Origin of the sequence: Bradyrhizobium sp. CB1015, from assembly GCF_025200925.1 — a bacterium.
Lineage (GTDB): Bacteria > Pseudomonadota > Alphaproteobacteria > Rhizobiales > Xanthobacteraceae > Bradyrhizobium.
In genome coordinates this window covers 7,751,520-7,774,300 of sequence record NZ_CP104174.1, presented here as the reverse complement: position 1 = coordinate 7,774,300, position 22,781 = coordinate 7,751,520, and the positions used below count along the sequence as shown (strand labels likewise).

20 protein-coding genes are annotated in these 22,781 nt (G+C 66.1%); 8 read left to right on the top strand and 12 right to left on the bottom strand.

Annotation, left to right across the window (positions count from 1 at the left end):
* Nucleotides 1-20: 20 nt before the first annotated feature.
* Nucleotides 21-1,772, bottom strand: coding sequence for an ABC transporter ATP-binding protein/permease (locus N2604_RS36435; RefSeq protein WP_260372747.1), 1,752 nt, complete (start codon nucleotides 1,770-1,772; stop codon nucleotides 21-23).
* Between the two features lie 315 nt (nucleotides 1,773-2,087).
* Here N2604_RS36435 and N2604_RS36430 point away from each other — a divergent pair, with 315 nt between their 5' ends.
* Both N2604_RS36430 and N2604_RS36425 read left to right on the top strand, forming a co-directional pair.
* On the top strand, nucleotides 2,088-3,752 hold the full coding sequence (locus N2604_RS36430) for an L-lactate permease (RefSeq protein ID WP_260372746.1): 1,665 nt from the start codon (nucleotides 2,088-2,090) through the stop codon (nucleotides 3,750-3,752).
* Between the two features lie 132 nt (nucleotides 3,753-3,884).
* A complete protein-coding gene (locus N2604_RS36425) occupies nucleotides 3,885-4,283 on the top strand; it encodes an META domain-containing protein (RefSeq protein WP_260372745.1) in 399 nt (132 codons plus the stop codon).
* A gap of 152 nt (nucleotides 4,284-4,435) precedes the next feature.
* Here N2604_RS36425 and N2604_RS36420 read toward each other — a convergent pair whose 3' ends face one another.
* From N2604_RS36420 to groES, 3 genes are all read right to left on the bottom strand, one after another.
* On the bottom strand, nucleotides 4,436-5,644 hold the full coding sequence (locus tag N2604_RS36420; RefSeq protein WP_260372744.1) for a hypothetical protein: 1,209 nt from the start codon (nucleotides 5,642-5,644) through the stop codon (nucleotides 4,436-4,438).
* Nucleotides 5,645-5,845: 201 nt separating this feature from the next.
* Nucleotides 5,846-7,477 carry a chaperonin GroEL gene (groL, locus tag N2604_RS36415; protein WP_260372743.1) on the bottom strand — a complete coding sequence of 544 codons (1,632 nt, stop codon included), beginning with the start codon at nucleotides 7,475-7,477 and terminating at the stop codon, nucleotides 5,846-5,848.
* Between the two features lie 199 nt (nucleotides 7,478-7,676).
* Nucleotides 7,677-7,973: a co-chaperone GroES gene (gene groES, locus N2604_RS36410; RefSeq protein WP_025033779.1), complete on the bottom strand. Its 297-nt coding sequence runs from the start codon at nucleotides 7,971-7,973 to the stop codon at nucleotides 7,677-7,679.
* A 314-nt stretch (nucleotides 7,974-8,287) separates the two neighbouring features.
* On the opposite strand from groES, the gene N2604_RS36405 reads away from it, so the two are divergent.
* Nucleotides 8,288-8,806: a hypothetical protein gene (locus tag N2604_RS36405; protein ID WP_260372742.1), complete on the top strand. Its 519-nt coding sequence runs from the start codon at nucleotides 8,288-8,290 to the stop codon at nucleotides 8,804-8,806.
* A 150-nt stretch (nucleotides 8,807-8,956) separates the two neighbouring features.
* Here N2604_RS36405 and N2604_RS36400 read toward each other — a convergent pair whose 3' ends face one another.
* Complete coding sequence (locus N2604_RS36400) at nucleotides 8,957-9,742, bottom strand: protein phosphatase CheZ (protein ID WP_260372741.1); 786 nt, start codon at nucleotides 9,740-9,742, stop codon at nucleotides 8,957-8,959.
* Nucleotides 9,743-10,058: 316 nt separating this feature from the next.
* On the opposite strand from N2604_RS36400, the gene N2604_RS36395 reads away from it, so the two are divergent.
* Nucleotides 10,059-10,874, top strand: a complete 816-nt coding sequence (locus N2604_RS36395; protein ID WP_260372740.1) for a L,D-transpeptidase — start codon at nucleotides 10,059-10,061, stop codon at nucleotides 10,872-10,874.
* A 642-nt stretch (nucleotides 10,875-11,516) separates the two neighbouring features.
* On the opposite strand, the gene N2604_RS36390 is transcribed toward N2604_RS36395, so the two are convergent.
* From N2604_RS36390 to N2604_RS36365, 6 genes are all read right to left on the bottom strand, one after another.
* Nucleotides 11,517-12,326 (bottom strand): DUF2076 domain-containing protein, encoded by an 810-nt coding sequence (locus tag N2604_RS36390; protein WP_260372739.1) that lies wholly within the window; start codon nucleotides 12,324-12,326, stop codon nucleotides 11,517-11,519.
* A gap of 124 nt (nucleotides 12,327-12,450) precedes the next feature.
* Nucleotides 12,451-13,296 (bottom strand): ChbG/HpnK family deacetylase, encoded by an 846-nt coding sequence (locus tag N2604_RS36385; protein ID WP_260372738.1) that lies wholly within the window; start codon nucleotides 13,294-13,296, stop codon nucleotides 12,451-12,453.
* Nucleotides 13,293-14,339, bottom strand: coding sequence for a glycosyltransferase family 2 protein (locus tag N2604_RS36380; protein WP_260372737.1), 1,047 nt, complete (start codon nucleotides 14,337-14,339; stop codon nucleotides 13,293-13,295). The genes N2604_RS36385 and N2604_RS36380 overlap by 4 nt, the downstream gene beginning before the upstream one ends.
* 98 nt (nucleotides 14,340-14,437) lie before the next feature.
* Nucleotides 14,438-15,415 (bottom strand): ATP phosphoribosyltransferase, encoded by a 978-nt coding sequence (gene hisG / locus N2604_RS36375; RefSeq protein ID WP_260372736.1) that lies wholly within the window; start codon nucleotides 15,413-15,415, stop codon nucleotides 14,438-14,440.
* Between the two features lie 3 nt (nucleotides 15,416-15,418).
* A complete protein-coding gene (locus tag N2604_RS36370; RefSeq protein ID WP_260372735.1) occupies nucleotides 15,419-16,570 on the bottom strand; it encodes an ATP phosphoribosyltransferase regulatory subunit in 1,152 nt (383 codons plus the stop codon).
* 321 nt (nucleotides 16,571-16,891) lie between these two features.
* Nucleotides 16,892-17,653: a 16S rRNA (uracil(1498)-N(3))-methyltransferase gene (locus N2604_RS36365; RefSeq protein ID WP_260372734.1), complete on the bottom strand. Its 762-nt coding sequence runs from the start codon at nucleotides 17,651-17,653 to the stop codon at nucleotides 16,892-16,894.
* A 210-nt stretch (nucleotides 17,654-17,863) separates the two neighbouring features.
* Here N2604_RS36365 and N2604_RS36360 point away from each other — a divergent pair, with 210 nt between their 5' ends.
* A complete protein-coding gene (locus N2604_RS36360) occupies nucleotides 17,864-18,526 on the top strand; it encodes a hypothetical protein (RefSeq protein WP_260372733.1) in 663 nt (220 codons plus the stop codon).
* 142 nt (nucleotides 18,527-18,668) lie between these two features.
* Nucleotides 18,669-19,625 carry a 4-hydroxybenzoate octaprenyltransferase gene (gene ubiA / locus N2604_RS36355; RefSeq protein WP_260372732.1) on the top strand — a complete coding sequence of 319 codons (957 nt, stop codon included), beginning with the start codon at nucleotides 18,669-18,671 and terminating at the stop codon, nucleotides 19,623-19,625.
* 120 nt (nucleotides 19,626-19,745) lie between these two features.
* Here ubiA and N2604_RS36350 read toward each other — a convergent pair whose 3' ends face one another.
* Entirely contained in the window at nucleotides 19,746-20,264 is a 519-nt protein-coding gene (locus tag N2604_RS36350; RefSeq protein ID WP_260372731.1) for a DUF6101 family protein, read from the bottom strand.
* 263 nt (nucleotides 20,265-20,527) lie between these two features.
* Between N2604_RS36350 and N2604_RS36345 the strand changes: the two genes are divergently transcribed.
* Nucleotides 20,528-21,919: a TldD/PmbA family protein gene (locus tag N2604_RS36345; protein WP_260372730.1), complete on the top strand. Its 1,392-nt coding sequence runs from the start codon at nucleotides 20,528-20,530 to the stop codon at nucleotides 21,917-21,919.
* Nucleotides 21,906-22,724 carry a 3'(2'),5'-bisphosphate nucleotidase CysQ gene (locus N2604_RS36340; protein ID WP_260372729.1) on the top strand — a complete coding sequence of 273 codons (819 nt, stop codon included), beginning with the start codon at nucleotides 21,906-21,908 and terminating at the stop codon, nucleotides 22,722-22,724. The genes N2604_RS36345 and N2604_RS36340 overlap by 14 nt, the downstream gene beginning before the upstream one ends.
* Nucleotides 22,725-22,781: the final 57 nt, after the last annotated feature.

The window sequence follows — 22,781 nt, the reverse complement described above, 5'->3', positions numbered from 1 at the left end:
GGCGCCGCGCCCTTTGTGCCTCAGCGAGCGGCGCTCGGCTCCGCCGCAGCCCGCTCGCCGCCGACGACGTGGATCGCTCCGTCCTTCACCAGCGTCACCTTGCGGGTGTGGAAGGCGTCGAGCGTCGAGCGGTGGCCGATCGAGACGATGGTGGCCTGCGGCAGCTTCTCCGTCAGCAGCCGGTAGAGCCGGGCTTCCGACGGCTCGTCGAGCGAGGCGGTGGCCTCGTCCAGGAACAGATAGTCCGGCGCATGCAGCAGCGCGCGCGCAAGCCCGAGACGCTGCTGCTCGCCGAGCGAAAGCATCCGGTTCCAGTGGCCGTCCTCCGCGAGCCGCTCGGCGAGATCGGGCAGCCCGACTGCGATCAGGGCGTCGCGGATCTGCGCGGTGTCGAACGCACCGGACGCTGCCGGATAGACTACAGCATCCCGCAGCACGCCGACCGGGAAATAGGGCCGCTGCGGCAGCATCATCAGCTTTGCCTTCTCCGGGACGACGACCGTGCCGGTGCCGAACGGCCAGATGCCGGCGATGGCCCGGAACAGCGTGGACTTGCCGGAGCCGGACGGTCCGGTCACCAGCACGCGCTCCGAGGCCTGAACCGTGAAGGCCTTGGCGGCCACCAGCGGCGTGCCGTTGGGCAGGTTCACGCAGAGCTGCGCGAGGTCGACCTGGCGGCCGGCGACCTCCAGCGCGATCGCAGGCTCATGCGCCGGCAAATTGACGGCCGAGGCGACCGACATCTCGAAGCCGTCGAGACGTGCAACGATCGAGCGCCATTCCGCCAGCGACCGGTAGGCCGTGACGAAGAACGACAGCGCGCCTTGGACGCTGGAGAAGGCGGATGCGGTCTGCATCATGTCGCCGAGCTGGATCTTCTTGGCGAAGAAGGCCGGCGCCACCAGCACGTAGGGAAAGAGCACGGCGGCCTGCTGGTAGCTGGCCGTGAACGCGGTGAGGCGTTTGGTCCGGCTCATGATGCCGTACCAATTGGCGATCACGAAGCCGAAGCGATCCAGCAGGCGGGCACGTTCGGCGCCTTCGCCCCTGAGCAGCGCGATCTGCTCGGAATTCTCGCGCACGCGGACGAGGTTGAAGCGGAAGTCGGCTTCATAGCGCTGCTGCTCGAAATTGAGATTGACCAGCGGCGAGCCGATCCAGTGCGTCAGCGCGGTGCCGAAGATCGCGTAGATCAGCGCGCCCCAGCACAGATAGCCGGGGATCATGACATCGGTGCCGAACAGGCGCAGCGGTGCGGCGTTGGAAAGGCCCCAAAGGATGATGACGAAGGAGAACAGCGTCACGATCGACGATAGCAGGCCGAGCCCGATGGTCAGCGTCTGCTCGACGAAGTTCTTGACGTCCTCGGTGATGCGCTGGTCCGGGTTGTCGGCCGCATCGCCCTTGAGCTGCATGCGATAATGCGTCGAGCCCGCCAGCCACTCGCCGAGATAATGTCGCGTCAGCCATTGCCGCCAGCGGATCTGGAGCCATTGGTTCAGGTACAGCTTGTAGACCGCCAGCGCGATATAGGTCGAGGCCAGCGCGACGAAGATCCAGATCTGCGTGACGAACGCGTCCCAGTCGCTGTTCTGGAGCGCGCTGTAGAACCGGTTCTGCCACTGGTTCACCAGCACGTCGATCGCGACCAGCGCCAGCTCCATCGCGACCACGGCCGCGAGCAGGCCGCGGCCGGCCCATTTGTCCTCGGATCGGAAATAGGGGGCGGCGATTCGCCAGACGATCGCGAGCGTGGCGCTGATATTCTTCACAGAGCAGGGTCTCCTCGGGGGATGTGCACAAATGCCCGGAGCCAACGACTTGAGGCAACGGCGGAAATGGGCGCACTTAGACTAAAGTCGCAAGGTCTGCAATTTGCGTTGGCTTGTCGCAGCCCGCAACCCTAGCATGGGGTGCGATGGCGCGGGGTAGGGTGCTCCGGGACTTCGCGACCTTGTGAGCGGCCGGGAACCGCTGCCTTCGCGAGGAATTCACGTCCAACGCGGGGGTTATCGCTTCCAGCGTCAAGCAGGACCGGCTCATCCACGCGGGCCGCCTGCCGCAAACATGCGTGGGTGAGGAAGGCCATGTGGAATCAAATCTATGATCCGCTGCACAGCCCGGTGCTGTCCACGATCGCGGCGGCGGTGCCCGTCGTCACGCTGCTGGTGCTGATCGCGAGCGGCCGCGTCCAAGCGCATATCGCAGCCGTCATCGCCGTGATCGTGACCAACCTGATCACGATCTTCGTCTTCACCATGCCGGCGAACATGTCGATCCGCGCTTCGGTGCTGGGCATCGTCACCGGGTTCTTCCCGATCGGCTGGATCGTCCTCAACGTCATCTTCCTCTACCAGGTCACGGTGGCCACCGGGCGCTTCGAGCTGCTCAAGCGCGCGGTCGGCGGCGTCACCGAGGACCGGCGGCTGCAATTGCTGCTGATCGCGTTCTCGTTCGGGGCGTTCTTCGAGGGCGCCTCGGGCTTCGGCACGCCGGTCGCGATCACGGGCGCGGTGCTGATCGGGCTCGGCTTCTCGCCGCTCGCGGCCTCCGGCCTGTCGCTGATCGCGAACACCGCGCCGGTCGCTTATGGCGCGCTGGGCACGCCGATCCAGGGCCTCGCCTCGGTCACCGGCCTCGATCCTTACATCCTGGGCGCCATGGTCGGACGGCAATTGCCGTTCTTCTCGCTGATCGTGCCGTTCTGGGTGGTGTGGGCGTTCGCGGGCTGGCGGGGCATGAAGGACGTCTGGCCGGCGATCCTCGTCACCGGCGTGTCGTTCGCGATCCCGCAATACGTGATCTCGAACCACATCAATCCCTGGATCGTCGACATCGGCGCGTCGCTGATCTCGATGGGGGCGCTGATCCTGTTCCTGAAGGTATGGCACCCGAGGCAGCTCTGGCTGTCGCCGGAGCTGCGTGGACACGATGAATCGGCGGCGACCATGACGCCGGCGAAGCCGCTCGACAAAACCCCGCTGACGCAAGCGGAGCTCTGGAGCGCGCTGCTGCCGTGGATCATCGTCTGCGTCGTGATGCTGGTTTGGGGCAACGGCGCCTTCAAGGCCTGGGCGAACTCGATCTTCGTCTGGAACTATCCCGTTCCCGAGCTGCACCAGATGATCAACAAGATGCCGCCGGTTGCGCCAGGGCCGACCAAGGAGAGCGCGGTGTTCGCCTTCACCTACCTGTCCTTCACCGGCACGGGCATGCTGATTGCGGCCATCATCTCCGGCCTCCTGATGGGCGTCGGTCCGGGCAAGCTCGTGACGCAGTATGGCCGCACCATTCGGCTCTGCGCGATCTCGCTGATCACGATCTCGGCGATGCTCGCGATCGGCACCTTGACGCGCCTGTCCGGCGTCGACGCCACGCTTGGCTTGGCGTTCGCCGCCACCGGCGTGCTCTATCCCTTCTTCGGCACGCTGCTCGGCTGGCTGGGCGTGGCGCTGACCGGATCGGACACCGCCTCCAACGTGCTATTCGGCAACCTGCAGAAGATCACCTCCGAGCAGCTCGGCCTGTCGCCGATCCTGATGGGCGCGGCGAACTCCTCCGGCGGCGTGATGGGCAAGATGATCGACGCGCAGTCGATCGTGGTCGCCTCCACCGCTACCAATTGGTACGGCCATGAGGGAACCATCCTGCGCTTCGTGTTCTGGCACTCGATCGTGCTGGCGTGCCTCGTCGGCGTGCTCGTGACGTTGCAGGCCTATGTCTGGCCGTTCACGGCGCTCGTCCTGAAGTAGCGGACTGCGCCGGGTCCAATAATCCCCGCGAGGTTCGTCCCCCGCGGGGATTTTTTGCACCTGCCACGAACCTTCTCAACGGCACGGCGGTCCTATAGAAGGTGCCGCAAATCAGGTCGGTCGAGAGGTCTCATGGTTTCGCTTCTGCGCTTGCTGTGTGCGGCGGTTGCAATGCTCGCGATGTCCACGCTCGCGCGTGCGGAGGAGGGGTTTCCCTTCGGCACCGAGATGACGCTGGAAGCGTCGCCGCAGGCAGGCTCGAAGCGGATTCCCAACATCGAGATCGGCGACAATGGCGAGGTCGTGCTGGAGCTCTGGTGCAAGGGCGGCAAGGGCCAGTTCTCGGTCGCCGGCAACACCGTGATCTTCGTCCCCGGCCAGATCCAGGACCGCAACTGTCCGCCGGCGAGAGCACAGGCCGACGACGAGCTCGTCGCAGCCCTCGGCAGCGTCGAGACCTGGAAGCGCCAGGGCGACGTGCTGACGCTGATCGGCCCGAAGCCGCTGCGCTTCAGGACGACGGGGAATTAGCTCTCTCGAACGTCGCTCTCGTGTCCCGGACAAGGCGCCTCGCGCAAGCGATGCGCCGCAGAGCCGGGACCCAGTTTCGCATCCGCGACTTCGCTTGTGGCCTCTGGGCCCCGGTTCGCAGCGCGTTCGCGCTGCGTCCGGGGCACGAGAGCCTACTTCCACACCGACTTGTCGGCGTCCCAGCGCTGGCCTTTCAGCTCCTTGACGAGCGCCTCGATCGAGCCGTTGTCGTCGGGCAGATCGCCCTCTTCGTCCGAGTTCGCATTGTCGGACAGATTGAGCCGGGCACCGCTGCCCTCGTCGGCCGTCGTCGTCACCGGGCTGCCGATCCAGAGCATGAGCTTGTCGGTGGTACCCGGCTTGTCGGGCGAGACCAGGCCGGCGACCTCGATCGTGTCGGTGAGTTCGAGCGCCGGGTAGTCCTGGTTCGGGCGCTTGAACACCAGCTTGAGCTTGCCGGTGGCCGGGTTGAAGTCTTGAGAGACCAGCTTTGCCGCCAGCGTCCTGCTCAGCACGTTCGCGACCGCCGTTGCCAGCTTGCCCTTGTTGATCCTGTCGCCCTCGCGCCAGTCCGCCGCGCCGAAGCGGATGGTGCGGTCCATCTCGGTCATGCCCGCGGTCCAGCCCGCGGCCGTGACGCCGGGCATCGCCTTGAACTTCGCAAGCAGCGCGCCGGCGCGCTCCGGGTCGACAGACATGTTGATGGTCTGCTCGCCCGCGCGCAGCGCATCGCAGCCGACATTGAGGCTCGCCAGCATCACCTCGACCTCCTGGCCCTTCAGGCTCTTCAGGAAGTCGGTCGCCGCGTCGAGCTTGACCTTGACCGCGATCGCCTCCGGCGAGACGTCGGTGAAATCCTTCGGCTGCGGCGTGATGCCGTCGTCGGAGGTCTGACTGTCCAGGAATTCCTTTTCGCTGAGATCGGAATTGTCCGGCGAGGTGACCTCGGTCACCGCCTGGCCGATCGCGATCTGGCCACGGAATTCGAACATGTCGCCGGACTGCTTGCGCGTCAGCTTGACGCTGACCGGCGACTTCTGCCCGACGCTCTGCGTCGTTCCGGTCAGCGTCTGGCCCGCGACCTGGAGGTTGACGACGAAGCGGTCCTTGCGGTCGGAGTTCTTCGCGATGGGGTAGCAGACGTCGAGCACCGCCGCGGTCAGCGTCTTGCCCTGGCGCGTCTCCTTCAGGATCACGTCGGCATTGCCGTCCATCAGCCCGTCGATCGAGGTGAAATAGCGCGTCTCGGTTCCGCCCGGCGCGGCCGCCTTCGGTGACAGCTTCATCTGGGCGGACGCCTGCGGCGGAACGGCGAGCAGGGCCGCCAGAACGGCCGTCGAACAAACCAGAAGCGCACGCATCGATGACATCCTCGCGCAACGGCCATGATCCGGAAACGTGTGAAGCGGTTTCCGAGCGGATCATGCCCAAACAATCAGAATCGGCGCGCCAACGTAGTGGGTTTTGGCCGCTGTTTGAATCGGAAAGCGAGACGGCCAGGGTCGGCAAAAAAGAAGGCCGCCCGGTGGCGGCCTTCGCAACTCTGTCACGGAACGAAAGGCTCAGAAGCCGCCCATGCCGCCGCCGGCGGGCATGGCGGGCGGAGCTTCCTTCTTCGGCAGCTCGGCGACCATGGCTTCGGTGGTGACCAGCAGGCCGGCCACGGAGGAGGCGTCCTGCAGCGCGGTGCGCACCACCTTGGCGGGATCGATGATGCCCTTCTCGACCATGTCGACATAGTCCTCGTTCTGGGCGTCGAAGCCGAAGGTCTCGGACTTGTTCTCCAGGATCTTGCCGACCACGATCGAGCCTTCCACGCCGGCGTTCTCGGAGATCTGGCGGATCGGGGCCTCCAGCGCCTTCAGCACGATGTTGATGCCGGCCTGGACGTCGTCATTGGCGTTGGTGAGACGGCCGACCGCCTTCTTGGCGCGGAGCAGCGCGACGCCGCCACCGGGGACGATGCCTTCCTGCACCGCGGCGCGGGTGGCGTTGAGCGCATCCTCGACGCGGTCCTTCTTCTCCTTGACCTCGATCTCGGTGGCGCCGCCGACGCGGATCACCGCGACGCCGCCGGCGAGCTTGGCGAGACGCTCCTGCAGCTTCTCGCGGTCGTAGTCCGAGGTGGTCTCCTCGATCTGGGCCTTGATCTGGCCGACGCGGGCCTCGATGTCGGGCTTCTTGCCGGCGCCGTTGACGATCGTGGTGTTCTCCTTGTCGATCACCACCTTCTTGGCGCGGCCGAGCATCTTCACCGTGACGTTCTCGAGCTTGATGCCGAGCTCCTCGGAGATCAGCTGGCCGCCGGTCAGGATCGCGATGTCTTCCAGCATGGCCTTGCGGCGGTCACCGAAGCCCGGCGCCTTCACCGCGGCCACCTTCAGGCCGCCACGGAGCCGGTTGACGACCAGGGTGGCCAGCGCCTCGCCCTCGACGTCCTCGGCGATGATGACGAGCGGCTTGCCCGACTGCACCACGGCTTCGAGCACCGGCAGCATGGCCTGCAGGCCGGAGAGCTTCTTCTCGTGCAGGAGGATGTAGGCGTCCTCGAGCTCGGCGGTCATCTTCTCGGCATTGGTGACGAAGTAGGGGCTGAGATAGCCGCGGTCGAACTTCATGCCCTCGACGATATCAACCTCGGTCTCGAGCGACTTGTTCTCCTCGACGGTGATGACGCCCTCGTTGCCGACCTTCTGCATCGCCTGCGCGATCATCTTGCCGATGGCGGCATCGCCGTTGGCGGAGATGGTGCCGACCTGGGCGACCTCGGAGGAGGCGGCGACCGGCTTGGCGCGCTTCTCGATGTCCTTGACGACGGCGGCCACCGCGGTGTCGATGCCGCGCTTGAGGTCCATCGGGTTCATGCCGGCGGCGACCGCCTTGGCGCCTTCGCGCACGATCGCCTGGGCCAGCACGGTGGCGGTGGTGGTGCCGTCGCCGGCGAGGTCGTTGGTCTTGGAGGCGACCTCACGCACCATCTGCGCGCCCATGTTCTCGAACTTGTCCTCGAGCTCGATCTCCTTGGCGACGGTGACGCCGTCCTTGGTGATGCGGGGGGCGCCGAAGCTCTTCTCGATGACGACATTGCGGCCCTTCGGGCCGAGCGTCACCTTGACGGCGTTGGCGAGAACGTCGACGCCGCGCAGCATGCGATCGCGCGCGTCTCCGGAAAACTTGACGTCTTTGGCAGCCATGGTCTGCAATCCCTCGTGTTACGTGATGTGTGATGTCTTGTGCCGTGCGGCGCTCTCTCCGTCATTGCCGGGCTTGACCCGGCAATCCATCATCTTGCGAAGAATGATGGCTGCCCGGGTCATCTAGCGCGAAGACGCGCTTCGCGCTTGTGCCCGGGCATGACAGCGGCGCATTCAGCGGCCGTTCAGGCGGCTGGCCTTAGGCCAGCACGCCCATGATGTCCGACTCCTTCATGATCAGGAGCTCTTCGTTGTCGATCTTGACCTCGGTGCCCGACCACTTGCCGAACAGCACGCGGTCGCCGACCTTGAGGTCGATCGGGATCAGCTTGCCGGTCTCGTCGCGGCCGCCGGGGCCGACGGCGACGACCTCGCCCTGGGACGGCTTTTCCTTGGCGGTGTCCGGAATGATGATGCCGCCCTTGGTCTTTTCCTCGGCGTCGATACGTTTGACCACGACACGGTCATGCAGCGGACGAAATTTGGATTTAGCCATGACGTTTCCCTTTGGAGGCTCGCTTCCGAAGTAGTGGGGTCGGTGGGGCGGCGCTTCCGTCCACCCTCTGGTCGAGGATCGAACGGCGCGCTTAGCAATCGGGCTTTCCGAGTGCTAATAGTGCGTCCGGAAATATGGCTTGGCCGCGATCCTGTCAAGCAAAGGTGGTTAAGCGGTTGTTGAGGCGGATATAGGATGGTGGCATTGGAAACTCGCTCGGGGCGCCGGCTTAGAGAACGACGTCATTGCTCCGGCAGCGGTTTTGCGCTTGGCTGCGGGAGGAGTGCGGCCATGGTCTTGTTCGGGGGAATGCCATGATCAGTTCGGCTCACGCGCGCACGGTTGCCAATCTGGCGGCCGCCTCTTGTCTGGCGCTGTTGCTGGGCGCCTGCGGCGGCGGCATGAGCCTGCCGTCCTTCTCGTCCTCGCCACCGCCCGAGGCCGAACCGGGCGTTGCTCCCGAAATGCCGGCCACCATCCGCGCCGACGAGATCGTCGGCCGCTGGGGCCTCGCCTCGTTCCAGAACCCGGCAGACCGCGCCCGCACCGAGAAGATGGCGCGCGAGCAATGCAAGAATCCCTACGTGATCACCGCCGGCTCCTCCGGCGGCGTGATCATGCACCTCGCCGATCAGGCGACGCCGCAGGAGCTGCGGCTGAAAGGCTCGCCGAGCGGCAAGAACTACATCGGACCGGCCGGCCCGACCCCCGGCGAGCAGGACCGCGAGATCGTCTCCTTCGACGGTCGCGTCATGATCACCCGCTTCATCGACAAGGACGCCGCCACCCGCTACGGCAACATGGTCTACGTCCGCTGCGCGCCGAGGGCCTAGTCTTCTGTCGTTCCGGGGCACGCGAAGCGTGAACCCGGAACCTCGAGATTCCGGGTTCGGTCCTGCGGACCGCCCCGGAATGGCAGCGAGAGACAAAACAAAAACGCCGGCCCTCAGGCCGGCGTTTTGTTATTGCTATGTCGCGCCCGCTCAGTCGAACAGCGCGTCGATGTCGTCCTGCGAGGCGTGGCCGATGTCGCCGGCCAGCTTGGGGCCGTTGAGGAGCTTCTCGTCCTCGCTGCGGTTGTCGACCTGCGCCGGGACATGGGACTTGATCGCGTCGACGCCGCCCCAGATCTCCATCATCGCATTGATGTGCTGCTCGATGAACTTCATCGTGGTCATGACCTTGCTGATGCGCTGGCCGGTCAGGTCCTGGAAGTTGCAGGCTTCGAAGATCGAGATGACGCGTTCCTGAATGTCGTCGGCAAGGCGCTTCTGCTGATCGATCGAGTCCACCTTGGACATCGCGCTGGCGGCCTGGTCGATCGATTCCGCGGCTTCGAGGATCTGCTGGGTTGCCTGCTCGGTGCCGCCGACCACCGCGCCGAGCTCGCCGTTGACCTTGGCCATCTCGCCGCCGTCGAAGCTCTTGCCGTGCAGCGTCGCGATCTCGCGCTTGGTGCGGTCGATGGCGTCATGGATGAGGTCGAGCTCGACCTTCAGCTTCTCGCACTGCTCGATCTGTGCCCTGTAGGTCTCGAGCATGGTGCGCGCTTCGGCAAGCTCCTGCGCGGTCGAGGCGTCGATCGCAGCCATGGCGGCGCTGCCGGACAGCGGGGCCGCGACGATGCCCTTCGCCATCTGGGCGCGGATCGCGCGCAGCTCGGCCATGATCTCGCTGTGCATCGGGGGAGCCTCTTCGGTTACGTCGACAATGGGCATCTCGCCGCCGACGATATCTTCGACGCGAAAACGTTTGCGGTGAACAGCCATCAGGATACTCCCCCCACCTCACTCACGCGTCTTTGTAGGCAGAAGCGATTTAACACGAAGTTCACAGCAGGAACTGTTGTGCGGCGTCGCGCGACGCGGTGCAAAGAAGCGATTAACCATGGCCGCACGGCATTCATCGAAAATAAACGCTGATCGCCAAATTGCAGGCGCGCTCGCGACGTGGTGAATCCAAACGCGCTTTCCGTTTACCAAACAAAACGCCTTTTGCTTTTTATTGACCACGTCGAAGGGCGCGGATCAGCCACCGGCCCTCTACGACGCATGTGATCTAGACGAAACAGTACAGAGTACGTCGATGTTCAAGAAAATGTCTGTGGCGCTGCTCGGCAGCGCTTGCACCTTCATGGCCGGCGCGAACGAGGCCAGCGCCTTCGACAACAGCGTGCCGAACGATCCGCCTGCGGTGCTCTACCAGCCGCGCGTGCCGCCGGCACCGGTGCGCGTCGCGTCCAATTCCAACATGGGCGGCGGCTTCATCGAATTCCTGTTCGGCGACGGCCCCGGCCGCGGCCCGGCCTACGCGCCGGAGCAGCCGGTGTATCAGCAGCAGCCGGGCTATTACGACCAGCGGCGCCTGCCGCCGATGGGCGAGCCGCAGATGCAGGGTGGATATCAGCAGGGCGCTTCTCTGCAGCAGGAGGCGGCCGATCCGCGGCAGCGTCCGTTCGATCCGAAATTCGAGAAACAACTCGTTGGCTATAGCGGCAAGGAAAGTCCCGGCACGATCGTGGTCGATACGCCGAACAAGTTCCTCTATCTCGTCGAGGGCAACGGCCGGGCACTGCGCTACGGCATCGGTGTCGGCCGTCCCGGCTTCACCTGGTCGGGCGTGAAATCGATCACCGCCAAGCGCGAATGGCCGGACTGGACGCCGCCGGCGGAAATGCTCGCGCGCCGGCCCGATCTGCCCAGGCACATGGAAGGCGGCCCGGAAAATCCGCTCGGCGCCCGCGCGATGTATCTCGGATCGACGCTCTACCGCATCCACGGCTCCAACGAGCCCTGGACCATCGGCACCAACGTGTCCTCCGGCTGCATCCGCATGCGCAACGAGGACGTCATCGACCTCTACGGCCGCGTCAATGTCGGCACCAAGGTCGTGGTGATGTGAAGCGCCATGCGCGCGAGGGAGCGATCGAATCCGCGTGCCGCGCCGGCTCGAAATGCGCGGCATCGAAGGGGCCGCTGCCGCCGCGAGCGCCTGCCTGAATGGTCAAGTCTGCTGACGGTGTCTCGACCGGAGACGAGGGACCGCGGAGCGGCGACGAGTTGATGAAGCCGAATGAGGTGCGCGAGCCGAGCGGTTCAGCCGCCGCATCGACAGCTCTGCCTTCCTGACGCGCTCGTGCAGTCCCTCCAACTCGTACAATTCGGTGATGAGATGGGTTGTGACGTCGCTCAGGGTCGCAATGCGCTGCTGAAGTGGATTCATTCTCAAAACCCCCGATATGCCAAGAGAGGCAGCCACGGCGTGTGGCATTGGCAACGTGTTCGTCCAGTTGAACACCCATGTCCAAATTTGGAAATCCGGGAGTCTACGGCAGCGTGTGTCGGAGAGCGATTTCGCTCGGCATGGTGAAGCCAGGCGCACCTCGTGACGTTCTGCTCAGTGCTGTCCGACAACCGCATGCACTAGTCATATTATATCGAACGGGCCTCTTTGCGGGAGGTGGTAGAGCAGACGCATTGAGCTCTGCTTGAAAAGAAATCGGCCGCCCTGAGGCGGCCGTTCCACATCTGTCGGTCGAATGGCCTACGCGTAGTCGCTGCCGCCGTCGTCATCGCCGCCGAAGTCGCTGTTGTCGGCCGTGTCGAAGCTGTCGTCGCGATCGTCGCCGTAGTTCTGGTCGTTGTTGTCGCGCTCGTTCGACGCCTGGTCGAAGAAGCCGTGACGCGAATCCCGATTCGAGCCGATGTCGTCGAGCCCGGCATCGCGCGCGAGCGAGCCGCCGGACTGGTCGCCGCCGCTCCAGGGGCTGCGGTCGCCAAGGGCGCTGGTGTCGCCAAAAGCCTGCTGGTGCGGTCCGCCCATCATGCCGCGGATGCTCGAGAGCAGCAGGGAGCCGCCCACGACGCCGGCCGCGGCCGCCGCCGCCGTCCCGAGGAACGAGCCGCCGCCACCGCCGACCGGCGCAGCGCCGTAGCCCTGACCCGGACCCTGGCCGTAGGCCTGCCCGTAAGGCGGCGCGCCGTAGCCCGGCTGCGTCTGCTGCATCGCCTGGCCGCTGTTCCAGACCGGCCGCTGCTCACGCGGCGGCACGTTCGGAACCGAGCCGCGCGATGTGCTCGATCCGAACAGCGTGTCGCGCATGGTGTCGAGGAAGCCACCGGACTGCGCCTGCTCGGGCGCATGGGCCGCTTCCAGCTCCTGGATACGGGCATTGGCGCGCTTCAGCGCTTCGTCCTGGACCAGCGTGGTCTGCACCAGCGCGTAGATGGCGCCGGGCGCCTTGCGCAGGCCGTCGGAGATCGCGGCGATCGCATCGGGATCGCGCGGTGCATTTTCCAGCTTTGAAAGCCGGTCGAAAAGGTCGTCGACGAGCTGGCGTTCCTGCGGCGTCATGATCTGTCTCCTTCGCGCAAAACCAAGCGCGAGAGGAGATGTAGGGTTCCATTGTGGCCCCAACAGTGCCGGCCGGATTAAATTTCGGTATGCGACAAGCTGCCTCTGGCGCGCTTGTCGCCGTTCATCCCAGTGTCACGTTGCTGTCCGCCAGCAGGAGCGCGAAAGCGTCGCCCGCGAGATAGGCGTGCTCGCGCTCGCGCACGTCGGTCATGGGATCGAGGCCGGTGAGGACATCATCGACGAAGCCGGGATGGCACATCACGAGGCCGCCGTCGGGGAGGCCTTCCAGGAATTGCCGCATCAGCGCGCCGAAATCGGCGGCGCGCGTAAAATCATAGGCGCCCGCGAAGCCGGGGTTGAAGCTGAGGCCGGCACCGCCGGCGCGGCGGCGGAATTGCGCGCTGAGACCATCGAGCACCAGGGCCTTCGGTGAGGCCAGCCGCTGCCGAAGCGGCAGGTCGCGGCCGCCCTGGCGCACCCAGGCGTTTGGCGCAGCCTCGACCACCGCATCGACGAAGCCGTCGCGCACCTGCGGGAAGAGCTGCACATGCTGGTGACCGTCGACGAAGTCAGGGGCGCGTCCGAACGCGTCCATGAAGGCGGCCAGCTGTGCCTTCACCTCGTTGCGGATGAATTCACGGTCGAGCCGCCGCATCAATCCGGCGCGCAGCAGTTTGGGAAAGGCCAGGAACATGTCGCCGTCCAAGGGGCGGAAATGCATGGTGAGCGGCCGGAACGGCGCCGACAGCGTCACGTGCAATCCGATCGCGCAACGCGGGCTTTTCGTTGCCGAAGCAGAAAGCGCCTCGACATCGCTGCGCGCGATCGCGGGCCCCACCATCATCACCGACGTGGCGTTGAGGCGGCCGCGTTCGATCAGGTCGCGGATGGCGCGGTTGACGCCCGGGCTGATGCCGTAATCGTCGGCGCAGAGCCAGATCCGCCGCGGGCTCGCGGCCACGCTCATTCGGCCGCCGTCCTGCTCGCGGCCTCATCGGCCTTGCCGGTCTCGAAATGCTTCTCGCTGTGCTCGGCGACGAAGTAGATCGGCCGCGCCTTCAGCTCGGAGAGGATTTTTCCGATATATTCGCCGACGATGCCGATCATGATGAGCTGCACGCCGCCGATCGTCATCAGGCCGACCACGAGCGAGGGATAGCCGGGGACCTGCTTGCCTGTGGTCCAGACCTCCCAGAGGATGGAGAGGCCGAACAGGAAGGCACCGCCGGCGAGAATGACGCCGAGCAGGCTGGCGAAGCGCAACGGCGCCACCGAGAAGGACGTCAGGCCCTCGATCGAGAGGCCGAGCAGGCTCGCGGCGTTGAAGGTGGTGACGCCATGGGCACGCGCTGCGGGCTCGTAGTCCACACGGATCTGGCGGAAACCGATCCAGCTGGCGAGGCCCTTGAAGAAGCGGTTGCGTTCCGGCAGCTGCCTCAGCGCAGCGACCGCGCGCGGCGACAGCAGGCGGAAATCGCCGGCATCTTCGGGAATCTTCTGGCGGGCGCCCCAATTGATCAGCGCGTAGAAGCCGTGCACCGCGACCCGGCGCAGGAATGGCTCGTTGTCGCGATGCGCCTTGGCGGTGTAGACAACGTCGTAGCCGTCATCGATCCAGTGCCGCACCAGCTGTTCGACGAGCGCCGGCGGATGCTGGCCGTCGCCGTCCATGAACATGACGGCGCCGAGGCGGGCATGGTCCAGCCCCGCCATCAGCGCGGCCTCCTTGCCGAAATTGCGCGACAGCGACACCACCTGAACGTCGATTGCGTCGGCCGGCAATGTCCGCGCGATCGACAGCGTCGCATCCTTGCTGCCGTCGTCGACATAGACGACCTCGCAAGACAGGCGATAGCGCTGCCGCAGGGTCTTGGCGAGCTCGCAGATGCGCTGGTGCAGGGCCGAAAGGCCCGCCGCCTCGTTGTAGACGGGGATGACGATCGACAGCCCCTTCGCTGCGGCGTTGGCTGCGGTGGTCGTCATGCCGGAAACGTCAGAGCCCAGCGTCATCGATCAAGGTTCCAGAGGCGTTTAGGTCTTCTCAACAGCATATGGTAGCAGCCGTTTGCTGTCGCTACGCTGAACGGAGCTGCTCAAAAAGGTTGGGCTCACCGCCGTAGGAACGCCTCGAGCCTGGCGAACAGCGGGTTCTGCCGGTCGAACACGTAGTCGAGCGAGACCACCGAGACGGTCTCGGCGCCATGCTCGCGCAGGAAGCTCGCCAGCGCGTAGAGCTGCCCCGGTGGGCAGTGCAGCGTCAGCATGCCTGACGAGGTCGGGCCGCCGAACGGGGCCTCCACGCCGAACCGGCTGTGAGCTTCGCCGAGCAGGGCGGCATCGCACTGCCGGAAGCGGGTGCGGACCTCGCGGTACTTGTTGGCCCGCGCCCTTGCGGCGATGTGATCGAGGATGACACGCGCCGTCTCGCGCGCCTGCGGCGACCAGTCGGCCTCCTTGGCGGCCACCAGATTGGCCTGGCTGCGCAGGATCACGCCGTCGTCGAGCACCCGCAGGCCATTGGCGGCGAGCGTCGCGCCGGTCGTGGTGATGTCGACGATCAGCTCGGCGCTGCCGGCCGCCGGTGCGCCTTCGGTGGCGCCCGCGCTTTCGACGATGCGGTAATCGGTGATGCCGTGAGCCTGGAAGAAGCCGCGGGTGAGGTTGACGAACTTGGTCGCCACACGCATCCGCATGTGATGCTGCTCGCGGAAGCCGGTGGTGACGTCGTCGAGGTCGGCCATGGTGCGGACGTCGATCCAGGCCTGCGGCACCGCGACCACGACGTCGGCATAGCCGAAGCCGAGGCCTTCGATCAGCGACACGCGCTTGTCGGCATCGGCGATGTTCTCGCGCACGAGATCTTCGCCGGTGACGCCGAGATGGGCAAAACCGCGGGACAATTGCGAGGCGATCTCGCTCGCCGAGAGATAGGCGACCTCGACATTGTCGAGCCCTGCGATGGTGCCGCGATAGTCGCGGGCGCCGCCGGCTTTCGACAGCTTGAGGCCGGCACGGGCAAAGAAGGCCTCGGTGTTCTCCTGCAGGCGGCCCTTGGAGGGAACGGCCAGAACGAATGGCGCGCTCATGACTTAAGCTCCCGCCTTGCGGCCGATCCGGTTCAGCGCGTCCACCCAGACCGAGAAGCCGACCGCGGGGATCGGCTCGGCCGAGCCGAGCTGGGTCATCAGCCCGTCATAGCGGCCGCCGGCGACCAACGGCTCGGCGCCGTTACCCCGGTGATGCAGCTCGAATTCGAAGCCGGTGTAATAATCGAGCCCGCGTCCGAACGCGGTCGAGAAGCGGGTCTGCTTCACGTCGATGCCGCGCGCGGCCATGAAGCCGACCCGGCTCTCGAACTGATCGATCGCAGACGCGAGATCGAGCTTTGCGTCCGTCGTGAGTGCGCGCAGCTCGGCGATGGCATCGTCGGGATTGCCCGAAATCGACAGGAAGCGCTTGAGCACGGCGATCGCCTCGCGCGGCAGCGCGCCGCCCTTCAGCGTCGATTGCTCGAGGAAGCGATCGGCGATCTCGGCCGTGGTGCGGCCGCCGACATTGGTGGTGCCGGCGATCGACATCAGATCGGTGACGAAGGCGAGCGCCGCCTTGCGGTCGGAGCCGGCAAGGGCCGCCAGCACGCCCTCATATTCGCTGCGCGTCGCTTTGGTCGCGGCCGCCAGCCGCTCCAGATCCTGCTCCAGGCTGATCTTGCGGTTGAAGTCCTTGACCAGGCGGCGGCGCCAGACCGGATAGAGGTTGAGGGCGTCGAGCAGCGCATTGAACAAGGCGACGTCGCCGGTGCGGATCTCGACGTCGCGGACGCCGAAGGCGGCCGTCGCCTCCAGCGCAAGCGCCAGCATCTCGGCGTCAGCCGCGGCGCGGTCCTGACGGCCGAATGATTCGATGCCGGCCTGGAGGAATTCGCTGGCCTGGCCGCTGCGGTAGCGGAACACCGGACCGAGATAGCTGAACCCCGCCGGATGGCCGGCGCGCCCCGAGGCCAGATAGTCGCGCGCAACAGGAATGGTCAGGTCCGGGCGCAGGCAGAGCTCCTCGCCGGAGAGGTCGGTGGTCAGGTACAGGCTCTTGCGAATGTCCTCGCCGGAGAGGTCCAGGAACGGCTCGGCCGGTTGCAGGATGGCGGGCTCGGCCCTGACATAGCCGGCCTGCGCGAACGACAAGAGCAGCGTATCCGCCCAGGCGGCGGAGCCGGCAGCATTTGAGGTGGCAGTCGCGGTCATTCTCAGGGGTCCATCGTCCCGGCGGAACCGGGCAGCGCAAAGGGGAGGCGAATTGGCGCAGCCCTTAGCATGGCCCGACAGCGGTTTCGACCTCCAAAGGATCAATCGCTTAACGGGTTGGCAATCGGGCCGCAAAGCCTCTGCCCTCCCTCTCCCGCTTGCGGGGGAGGGCCGGGGAGGGGGTGCTTCCGCGTCGGGATCGCCTGAGATTTATGGAGGAAATCCCCGGGTGGGGAGAGCCCCTCCCGGCGCTTCGCGCCGACCTCCCCCGCAAGCGGGAGAGGTAGAAGGCGCCCGTGGCACGAGCGGTTTAACTCGGCATCACCTGTGCTCGGTGCTGCCGCTCCAATCGCCCAGCACCGCCTGGACCAGCGCCAGGGCGGCGACGGCGGCGGTGTCCGCCCGCATGATGCGGGGGCCGAGCGCCAGCCGCAGGATCCTGGGCTGGCGCAGCAAGAGCGCCCGCTCTTCCTCGGCAAAACCGCCCTCCGGGCCGATCAGCACGTCGATACCGTGTCCGGCCTCGCGCGCGCCTTGCAGGCCCTGAACGGGATCTTGGACCTCCGCCGCCTCGTCGCAGAAGATCAGCAGCCGGTCGGCGGGACGCTGGCTCAAGAAGCGCTCCAGCGGCACCGGCTCGGCCACGCTGGCGATGCTGAGGATGCCGCATTGCTCGGCCGCCTCGACCACATTGGCGCGCATCCGCTCGGTATTGACCCGGGAGGCCTGGGTGAACCTGGTCAGGACCGGTTGCAGGGCGGCGGCGCCCATCTCGATGGCCTTCTGCACCATGTAATCCAGCCTGGTATGCTTGAGCGGGGCGAAGACATAGGTGAGGTCGGCGAGCCGGTCCTGGGGCCGGGTCTGCTGGAGGATCACGAGGCCGTCCGGCCGCTTGCGTCCCTCGATGGCGGCCTGCCACTCGCCATCCCTGCCGTTGAAGGCCAGGACCTCGGCCCCGGCGCCGAGCCGCAGCACATTGCCGAGATAGTTGCTCTGGTCGCGGTCGAGAGAGACCCTGGCGTCCTGGGCCAGGGGCGCATCGACAAACAGGCGCGGGGCACGAAAATCGTGGGAAGGCATCGCTTTGGGGGTCCGATTGACGGCTGTTCTTAACCGAAAGGCGCCATTCCGGGGTAAATATTGCCAAACGGGTGCGTCCCAGCGCCGCGCTCTCGCCCTATTCCACGGGTTGTTAAGCGCCGGCGGGAATCGTAAAAACGCGAACACGCTGGTCACGCTTCAATTGGGAAGCCCTGAACCCCGTAAGCTCCTGCCGGAGAGACTGTCTTGATGATCCGTCATTTGATGGTTCCGATCGCTGCCGCCATGGTCGCCATGAGTGCCGCGGGCGCTTGTGCGCAAAGCGCCTTCCCGGCGCCATTGCCCAACCAGGCTTCGAACAGCTCGCCGTTTCCGCCGGTGAACGGCTCGGCGCCCGCCGCGTCGGTGGGTAGCGCGCCGCAATCATCCTTTCCCGTCAACGGCGCTGCCCCGATCGGCGGCGCCGGCGCCTTCAGCGCGGCTCCGCCGACGCAGGCCGGTCCCGGCGAGGACTGCATGAAGGCGTTCATGCCCCTGCGCGAAGAGGCCGAGAAGCGCGGTAAGCTGATCAAGGCCGCGAGCGACCGTCACGCGCCGCCGGACGAGGCCTGCAAGCTGATCCGCAATTTCAGCCAGGCCGAGTTGAAGATGATCAAGTACATCGAGGCCAACGCCTCGAAGTGCGGGATCCCGCCACAGGTCGGCGCGCAAATGAAGGACGGCCACAAGAACACCGAGACCATGCAGACCAAGGTCTGCAACGTCGCGCAGCAGATGCAGAATCAGCCGCGGGGTCCGGCCGGTCCGTCGCTGAGCGAGGTGCTGGGCTCGGGCTCGGCGCCCGAGGCCAATGCCGGCAAGAAGGGCGGCAGCACCTTCGATACGCTCAACGGCAACGTCCTGACCCGATGATACACGTGCCGCCGATTTGAAGTTCCCACGGTGCTTGCCGCAAGATCCTTATAGGAACTTCAAATCGATAAGCGGCACGTGAATTATGATTTTCTTGCTAGTGCCCTTGTAGTTTTCGAAGTTCGTACCGGAATGCGCCGCGATGGAATACGAACTTCGAAAACTGGGCACTAGCACATCCGCCCGCGTTGCCGATTCCACCGGCAACTGGGTCGATACGCTCGCGCCGCATTGGGCGCGGCCTTACCTGCGCCTGTCCCGCTTCGATCGCCCGATCGGCTCCTGGCTTCTCTTGATGCCGTGCTGGTGGTCGGCGGCGCTGGCCGCCGGCATGGCGCATGACATTCGCGGTCTGCCGCTCACCATCGCGCTGTTCTTCGTCGGCGCCTTCGTGATGCGCGGGGCCGGCTGCACCTGGAACGACATCACCGACCGCGACCTCGACGACAAGGTCGAGCGCACGCGCTCGCGGCCGCTGCCGTCGGGGCAGGTGACCACCAGGCAGGCCGTGGTCTTCATGGTCGCGCAGGCGCTGGTGGGTCTTGTAGTGCTGCTGCAGTTCAACCGTTTCGCGATCGCAACGGGCATCGCTTCGCTCCTGATCGTCGCGATCTATCCCTTCATGAAGCGCATCACCTGGTGGCCGCAGATCGTGCTCGGCCTCGCCTTCTCCTGGGGCGCCCTGATGGGCTTTGCCGTCACCTTCGGCCGCATCGACGTCACCGCGCTCGTGCTCTATGCCGGCGCGATTTCCTGGGTGATCGGCTATGACACGATCTACGCGCATCAGGACGCCGAGGACGATGCGCTGATCGGCATCAAGTCGACCGCGCGCCTGTTCGGCGCGCATACGCGCCAGGCGCTGGTGCTGTTCTACGGGCTCGCGGTGATGCTGATCGGCGTCGCGCTGGCTTCTAGCGAAGCGCGCTGGCCGGCCTGGCTCGGGCTTGCCGCCTTCGCCGCGCATCTGGCCTGGCAGATCGTGCGGCTGCGCATCAACGATCCCGAGCTGTGCCTGCGCCTGTTCAAGTCGAACCGTGACGCGGGCTTGCTGCTGTTCGCAGGATTACTGGTGGATGCCGTGCTGCGGGCGGCGTGACGCGAAAATGCCTAGGGTGGATTAGCGAAGCGTAATCCACCAACTTCTATCCGCGCAGAAAGCAAATAGGTGGGTTACGCCCTTCGGGCTAACCCACCCTACGGCACCTGTGATTGCCGCCTAATTCCTCGCGATGATCTCGCGCTCGCCCTGATGAACCGGCAGCTCGCGCGCCATTGCGGTGCGCCGGCGCATCAGGAATTTCGGGCGGCGGGCGCGGATCGCGTTGGCGCGGCGGCGGCGCGGTGCGGGCTTGCGGGCGCCCTCGTCGAGCTGCGGCAGCGCGAAGATCTCGCTCCAGATCGTCCAGGCCTGCGCGATCTCGTCCGCGTCAGTGCTGATCAGCAGCGGAACGGACAGCGACGGATCGCGGTGCACGAGAACGAGCGTCTGCGCCTCGTCATTGCCGCGGAGCGCAACGCCAGTGAAGTCGGCGACGCGCACGTTGATCGCCATCTGCATGCCGCGCACGGCACGGCGCAGCACGACGCGCTCGCGATGAAGCTCGATCTGCCTGACATGTCCGTCGGCGCGCGGGTCATGCGCGTCGAAGCGGACCGGAAGGGAAAGAGGGTCGAGCCGCAGGGAGCGGCTCGACCCGGCGGGGTTAGCCCCGCATGTTGCTGTTTGACGCCTCACGGCTTCGTTCTCCCCGCCGGGATTATGTTCCCGGTCGATGCGAGGACCTTAGCGCGCGGCGGTCCGAAACCGCTTAAAAAGGCTGGTTAACCCACCGTCACTGCACCTCATGATTGACAAGACCTTGGCGCGCATGATTGACGAGACGTTGCGCCGACGTCGCGAATCTGAGCTTTTGACGGGCTGAAAATGCTTGAAGTCCGCGCTATCAGGGCACATCTGTGGGTTCCGGTCCCGAACCCCGCCCCAACAGGATTTCGTTCGTGAACTCTTCACCAAGCTCGACGCTTTCGACTACCGCCAATCGCGACCTGTTCGATCAGTCCGCGCTCTCCGATCTCGCGCAGCGGCTGGTCGAGGCGGCCAAGCGCGCCGGCGCGGATGCGGCCGATGCGGTCGCGGTGCGCGGCGTTTCGCAAGGCGTCGAGGTCCGCGACGGGCGCGTCGAGGAATCCGAGCGGTCCGAGGGCGACGATGTCGGCCTGCGCGTGCTGGTCGGCCAGCGCCAGGCGGTGGTCTCGACCAACGACGTCAGCGGCGATGCCGTCACCAAGCTCGCCGAGCGCGCGGTCGCGATGGCGCGCGTTGCGCCCGACGACAAATATGTCGGCCTCGCCGATCCCGCGCTGCTCGCGCGCGACTTCCCCGATCTCGACCTGCTCGATCCCGCCGTGCCCACGACTGCCGAGCTCGAGCGCCGCGCGCTCGCGGCCGAAGCTGCCGCGCTCGGCGTCAAGGGCGTGACCAAGTCCGGCGGCGCCTCGGCGTCATCAGGCATCGGCGGCATGGTGCTCGTCACCTCGACCGGCTTCCACGGCTCTTACCTGCGCTCCAGCCAGGGTATTTCCGCCACCGCCATCTCGGGCGATGGCACCAGCATGGAGCGCGACTACGACTTCACCTCGGCGCCCCATGGCGCCGATCTGCTGTCGCCGGAAACCGTCGGCCGTTCCGCCGGCGAGCGCACCGTGGCGCGCTACAATCCGCGCAAGGTCGAGACCTGCAAGGTGCCGGTGGTGTTCGATCCGCGCGTCGCCGGCTCCCTGGTCGGCCATCTCGTCGGCGCCATCAACGGCGCCTCGATCGCGCGCAAGACCAGCTTCCTGAAGGACAAGCTTGGCCAGCAGCTGTTTGCGAAAAACATTCGCATCATCGACGATCCCTTGCGCAAGCGCGGCCTGCGCTCGCAGACCTTCGACGCCGAAGGCGTCGCGGTGAAGCGGACTGCGCTGGTCGATGACGGCGTGCTGACGACCTGGCTGCTCGACTGCGCCACCGCGCGCGAGCTCGGCCTCACCACCACCGGTCACGCCCATCGCGGCGTGTCCTCTTCGCCCTCGCCCGGGCCGTACAATCTGCATCTCGAGCCCGGCACGCCAACGCCGGCCGAGCTGATCGCCGACATCAAGCAGGGCTTCTACGTCACCGACCTGATCGGCTCCGGCGTCAACGGCGTCACCGGCGATTACAGCCGCGGCGCCTCCGGCTTCTGGATCGAGAACGGCCAGGTCACCTATCCCGTCAGCGAAGTGACGATCGCCGGGCACCTGTTCGAGATCTTCAAGTCGATGCAGCCGGCGAACAATCTCGAATTCCGCTACGGCGTCAATGCGCCGACGGTGCGCATCGAGGGTTTGACGCTTGGCGGACGCTGACGCGCACTCTCTCGACGACACCATTCTGACCCGCGACGCGGCGCTGCTGAGGGACACGGTGCGGGAGGCCGGCGCGCTGGCGCAGTCGATGTTCCGGACCGAGCTGCGGAAGTGGATCAAGGGCGCATCCTCGCCGGTCTCGGAGGCCGACATCGCCGTCAACGATCTGCTCGAATCGCGTCTGCGCGCTGCGACGCCCGATTATGGCTGGCTGTCCGAGGAGAGCGCCGACGATGCGGCGCGGCTGTCGCGGCGGCTGACCTGGATCGTCGATCCCATCGACGGCACCCGCAATTATCTCGGCGGCCATGACGAATGGTGCGTCAGCGTGGCGCTGGTGGAGGACGCTTCGCCGGTGCTTGCCGCCGTGTTCGCCCCGGCTACCGACGAGTTCTTCTTCGCAACGCGCGGCCAGGGCACGACGCTCAACGACAAGCCGGTGCGCGCGACGAGCGGATCCGAGCTCGACTTCGCCCGCGTCGCCGGCCCGAAGCCGCTGGTCGAGCGGCTGAAGCCGTCCCTCGGCGAGATCAAGCTGCACCGGCGGATCGGCTCGCTGGCGCTGCGGCTGTGCCGGGTCGCCCATGGCGCACTGGATGCGGCTTTTGCGGGCGGCAACAGCCATGATTGGGATCTTGCGGCGGCCGATTTGATCGTGCAGGAAGCGGATGGTAGGATGAGTGACCTCTCCGGAGAACCCATCCTCTATAACCGCCGGGAAGTGGCGCACGGGGTGCTTGTGGCAGCGGGACGCGATCGTCATGCGGGCATTGTCGCGCATTTTCGCAACCGTCCCTTAGCCTAAGGCGCTTTCGTCGTGCTTCTCGAACACTGCTTTGCCGGGCAGCCCGTTAGGAACAGA

What these genes read in the sequence shown, in the direction of transcription:
- N2604_RS36400 (WP_260372741.1), bottom strand. Translation starts at nt 9,742, where the DNA reads ATGGCTGTTCACCGCAAACGTTTTCGCGTCGAAGATATCGTCGGCGGC.
- N2604_RS36395 (WP_260372740.1), top strand. Translation starts at nt 10,059, where the DNA reads ATGTTCAAGAAAATGTCTGTGGCGCTGCTCGGCAGCGCTTGCACCTTC.
- N2604_RS36425 (WP_260372745.1), top strand. Translation starts at nt 3,885, where the DNA reads ATGGTTTCGCTTCTGCGCTTGCTGTGTGCGGCGGTTGCAATGCTCGCG.
- N2604_RS36430 (WP_260372746.1), top strand. Translation starts at nt 2,088, where the DNA reads ATGTGGAATCAAATCTATGATCCGCTGCACAGCCCGGTGCTGTCCACG.
- N2604_RS36360 (WP_260372733.1), top strand. Translation starts at nt 17,864, where the DNA reads ATGATCCGTCATTTGATGGTTCCGATCGCTGCCGCCATGGTCGCCATG.
- N2604_RS36390 (WP_260372739.1), bottom strand. Translation starts at nt 12,326, where the DNA reads ATGACGCCGCAGGAACGCCAGCTCGTCGACGACCTTTTCGACCGGCTT.
- N2604_RS36380 (WP_260372737.1), bottom strand. Translation starts at nt 14,339, where the DNA reads ATGACGCTGGGCTCTGACGTTTCCGGCATGACGACCACCGCAGCCAAC.
- hisG (WP_260372736.1), bottom strand. Translation starts at nt 15,415, where the DNA reads ATGAGCGCGCCATTCGTTCTGGCCGTTCCCTCCAAGGGCCGCCTGCAG.
- N2604_RS36420 (WP_260372744.1), bottom strand. Translation starts at nt 5,644, where the DNA reads ATGCGTGCGCTTCTGGTTTGTTCGACGGCCGTTCTGGCGGCCCTGCTC.
- ubiA (WP_260372732.1), top strand. Translation starts at nt 18,669, where the DNA reads ATGGAATACGAACTTCGAAAACTGGGCACTAGCACATCCGCCCGCGTT.
- N2604_RS36370 (WP_260372735.1), bottom strand. Translation starts at nt 16,570, where the DNA reads ATGACCGCGACTGCCACCTCAAATGCTGCCGGCTCCGCCGCCTGGGCG.
- N2604_RS36365 (WP_260372734.1), bottom strand. Translation starts at nt 17,653, where the DNA reads ATGCCTTCCCACGATTTTCGTGCCCCGCGCCTGTTTGTCGATGCGCCC.
- N2604_RS36385 (WP_260372738.1), bottom strand. Translation starts at nt 13,296, where the DNA reads ATGAGCGTGGCCGCGAGCCCGCGGCGGATCTGGCTCTGCGCCGACGAT.
- groL (WP_260372743.1), bottom strand. Translation starts at nt 7,477, where the DNA reads ATGGCTGCCAAAGACGTCAAGTTTTCCGGAGACGCGCGCGATCGCATG.
- N2604_RS36405 (WP_260372742.1), top strand. Translation starts at nt 8,288, where the DNA reads ATGATCAGTTCGGCTCACGCGCGCACGGTTGCCAATCTGGCGGCCGCC.
- groES (WP_025033779.1), bottom strand. Translation starts at nt 7,973, where the DNA reads ATGGCTAAATCCAAATTTCGTCCGCTGCATGACCGTGTCGTGGTCAAA.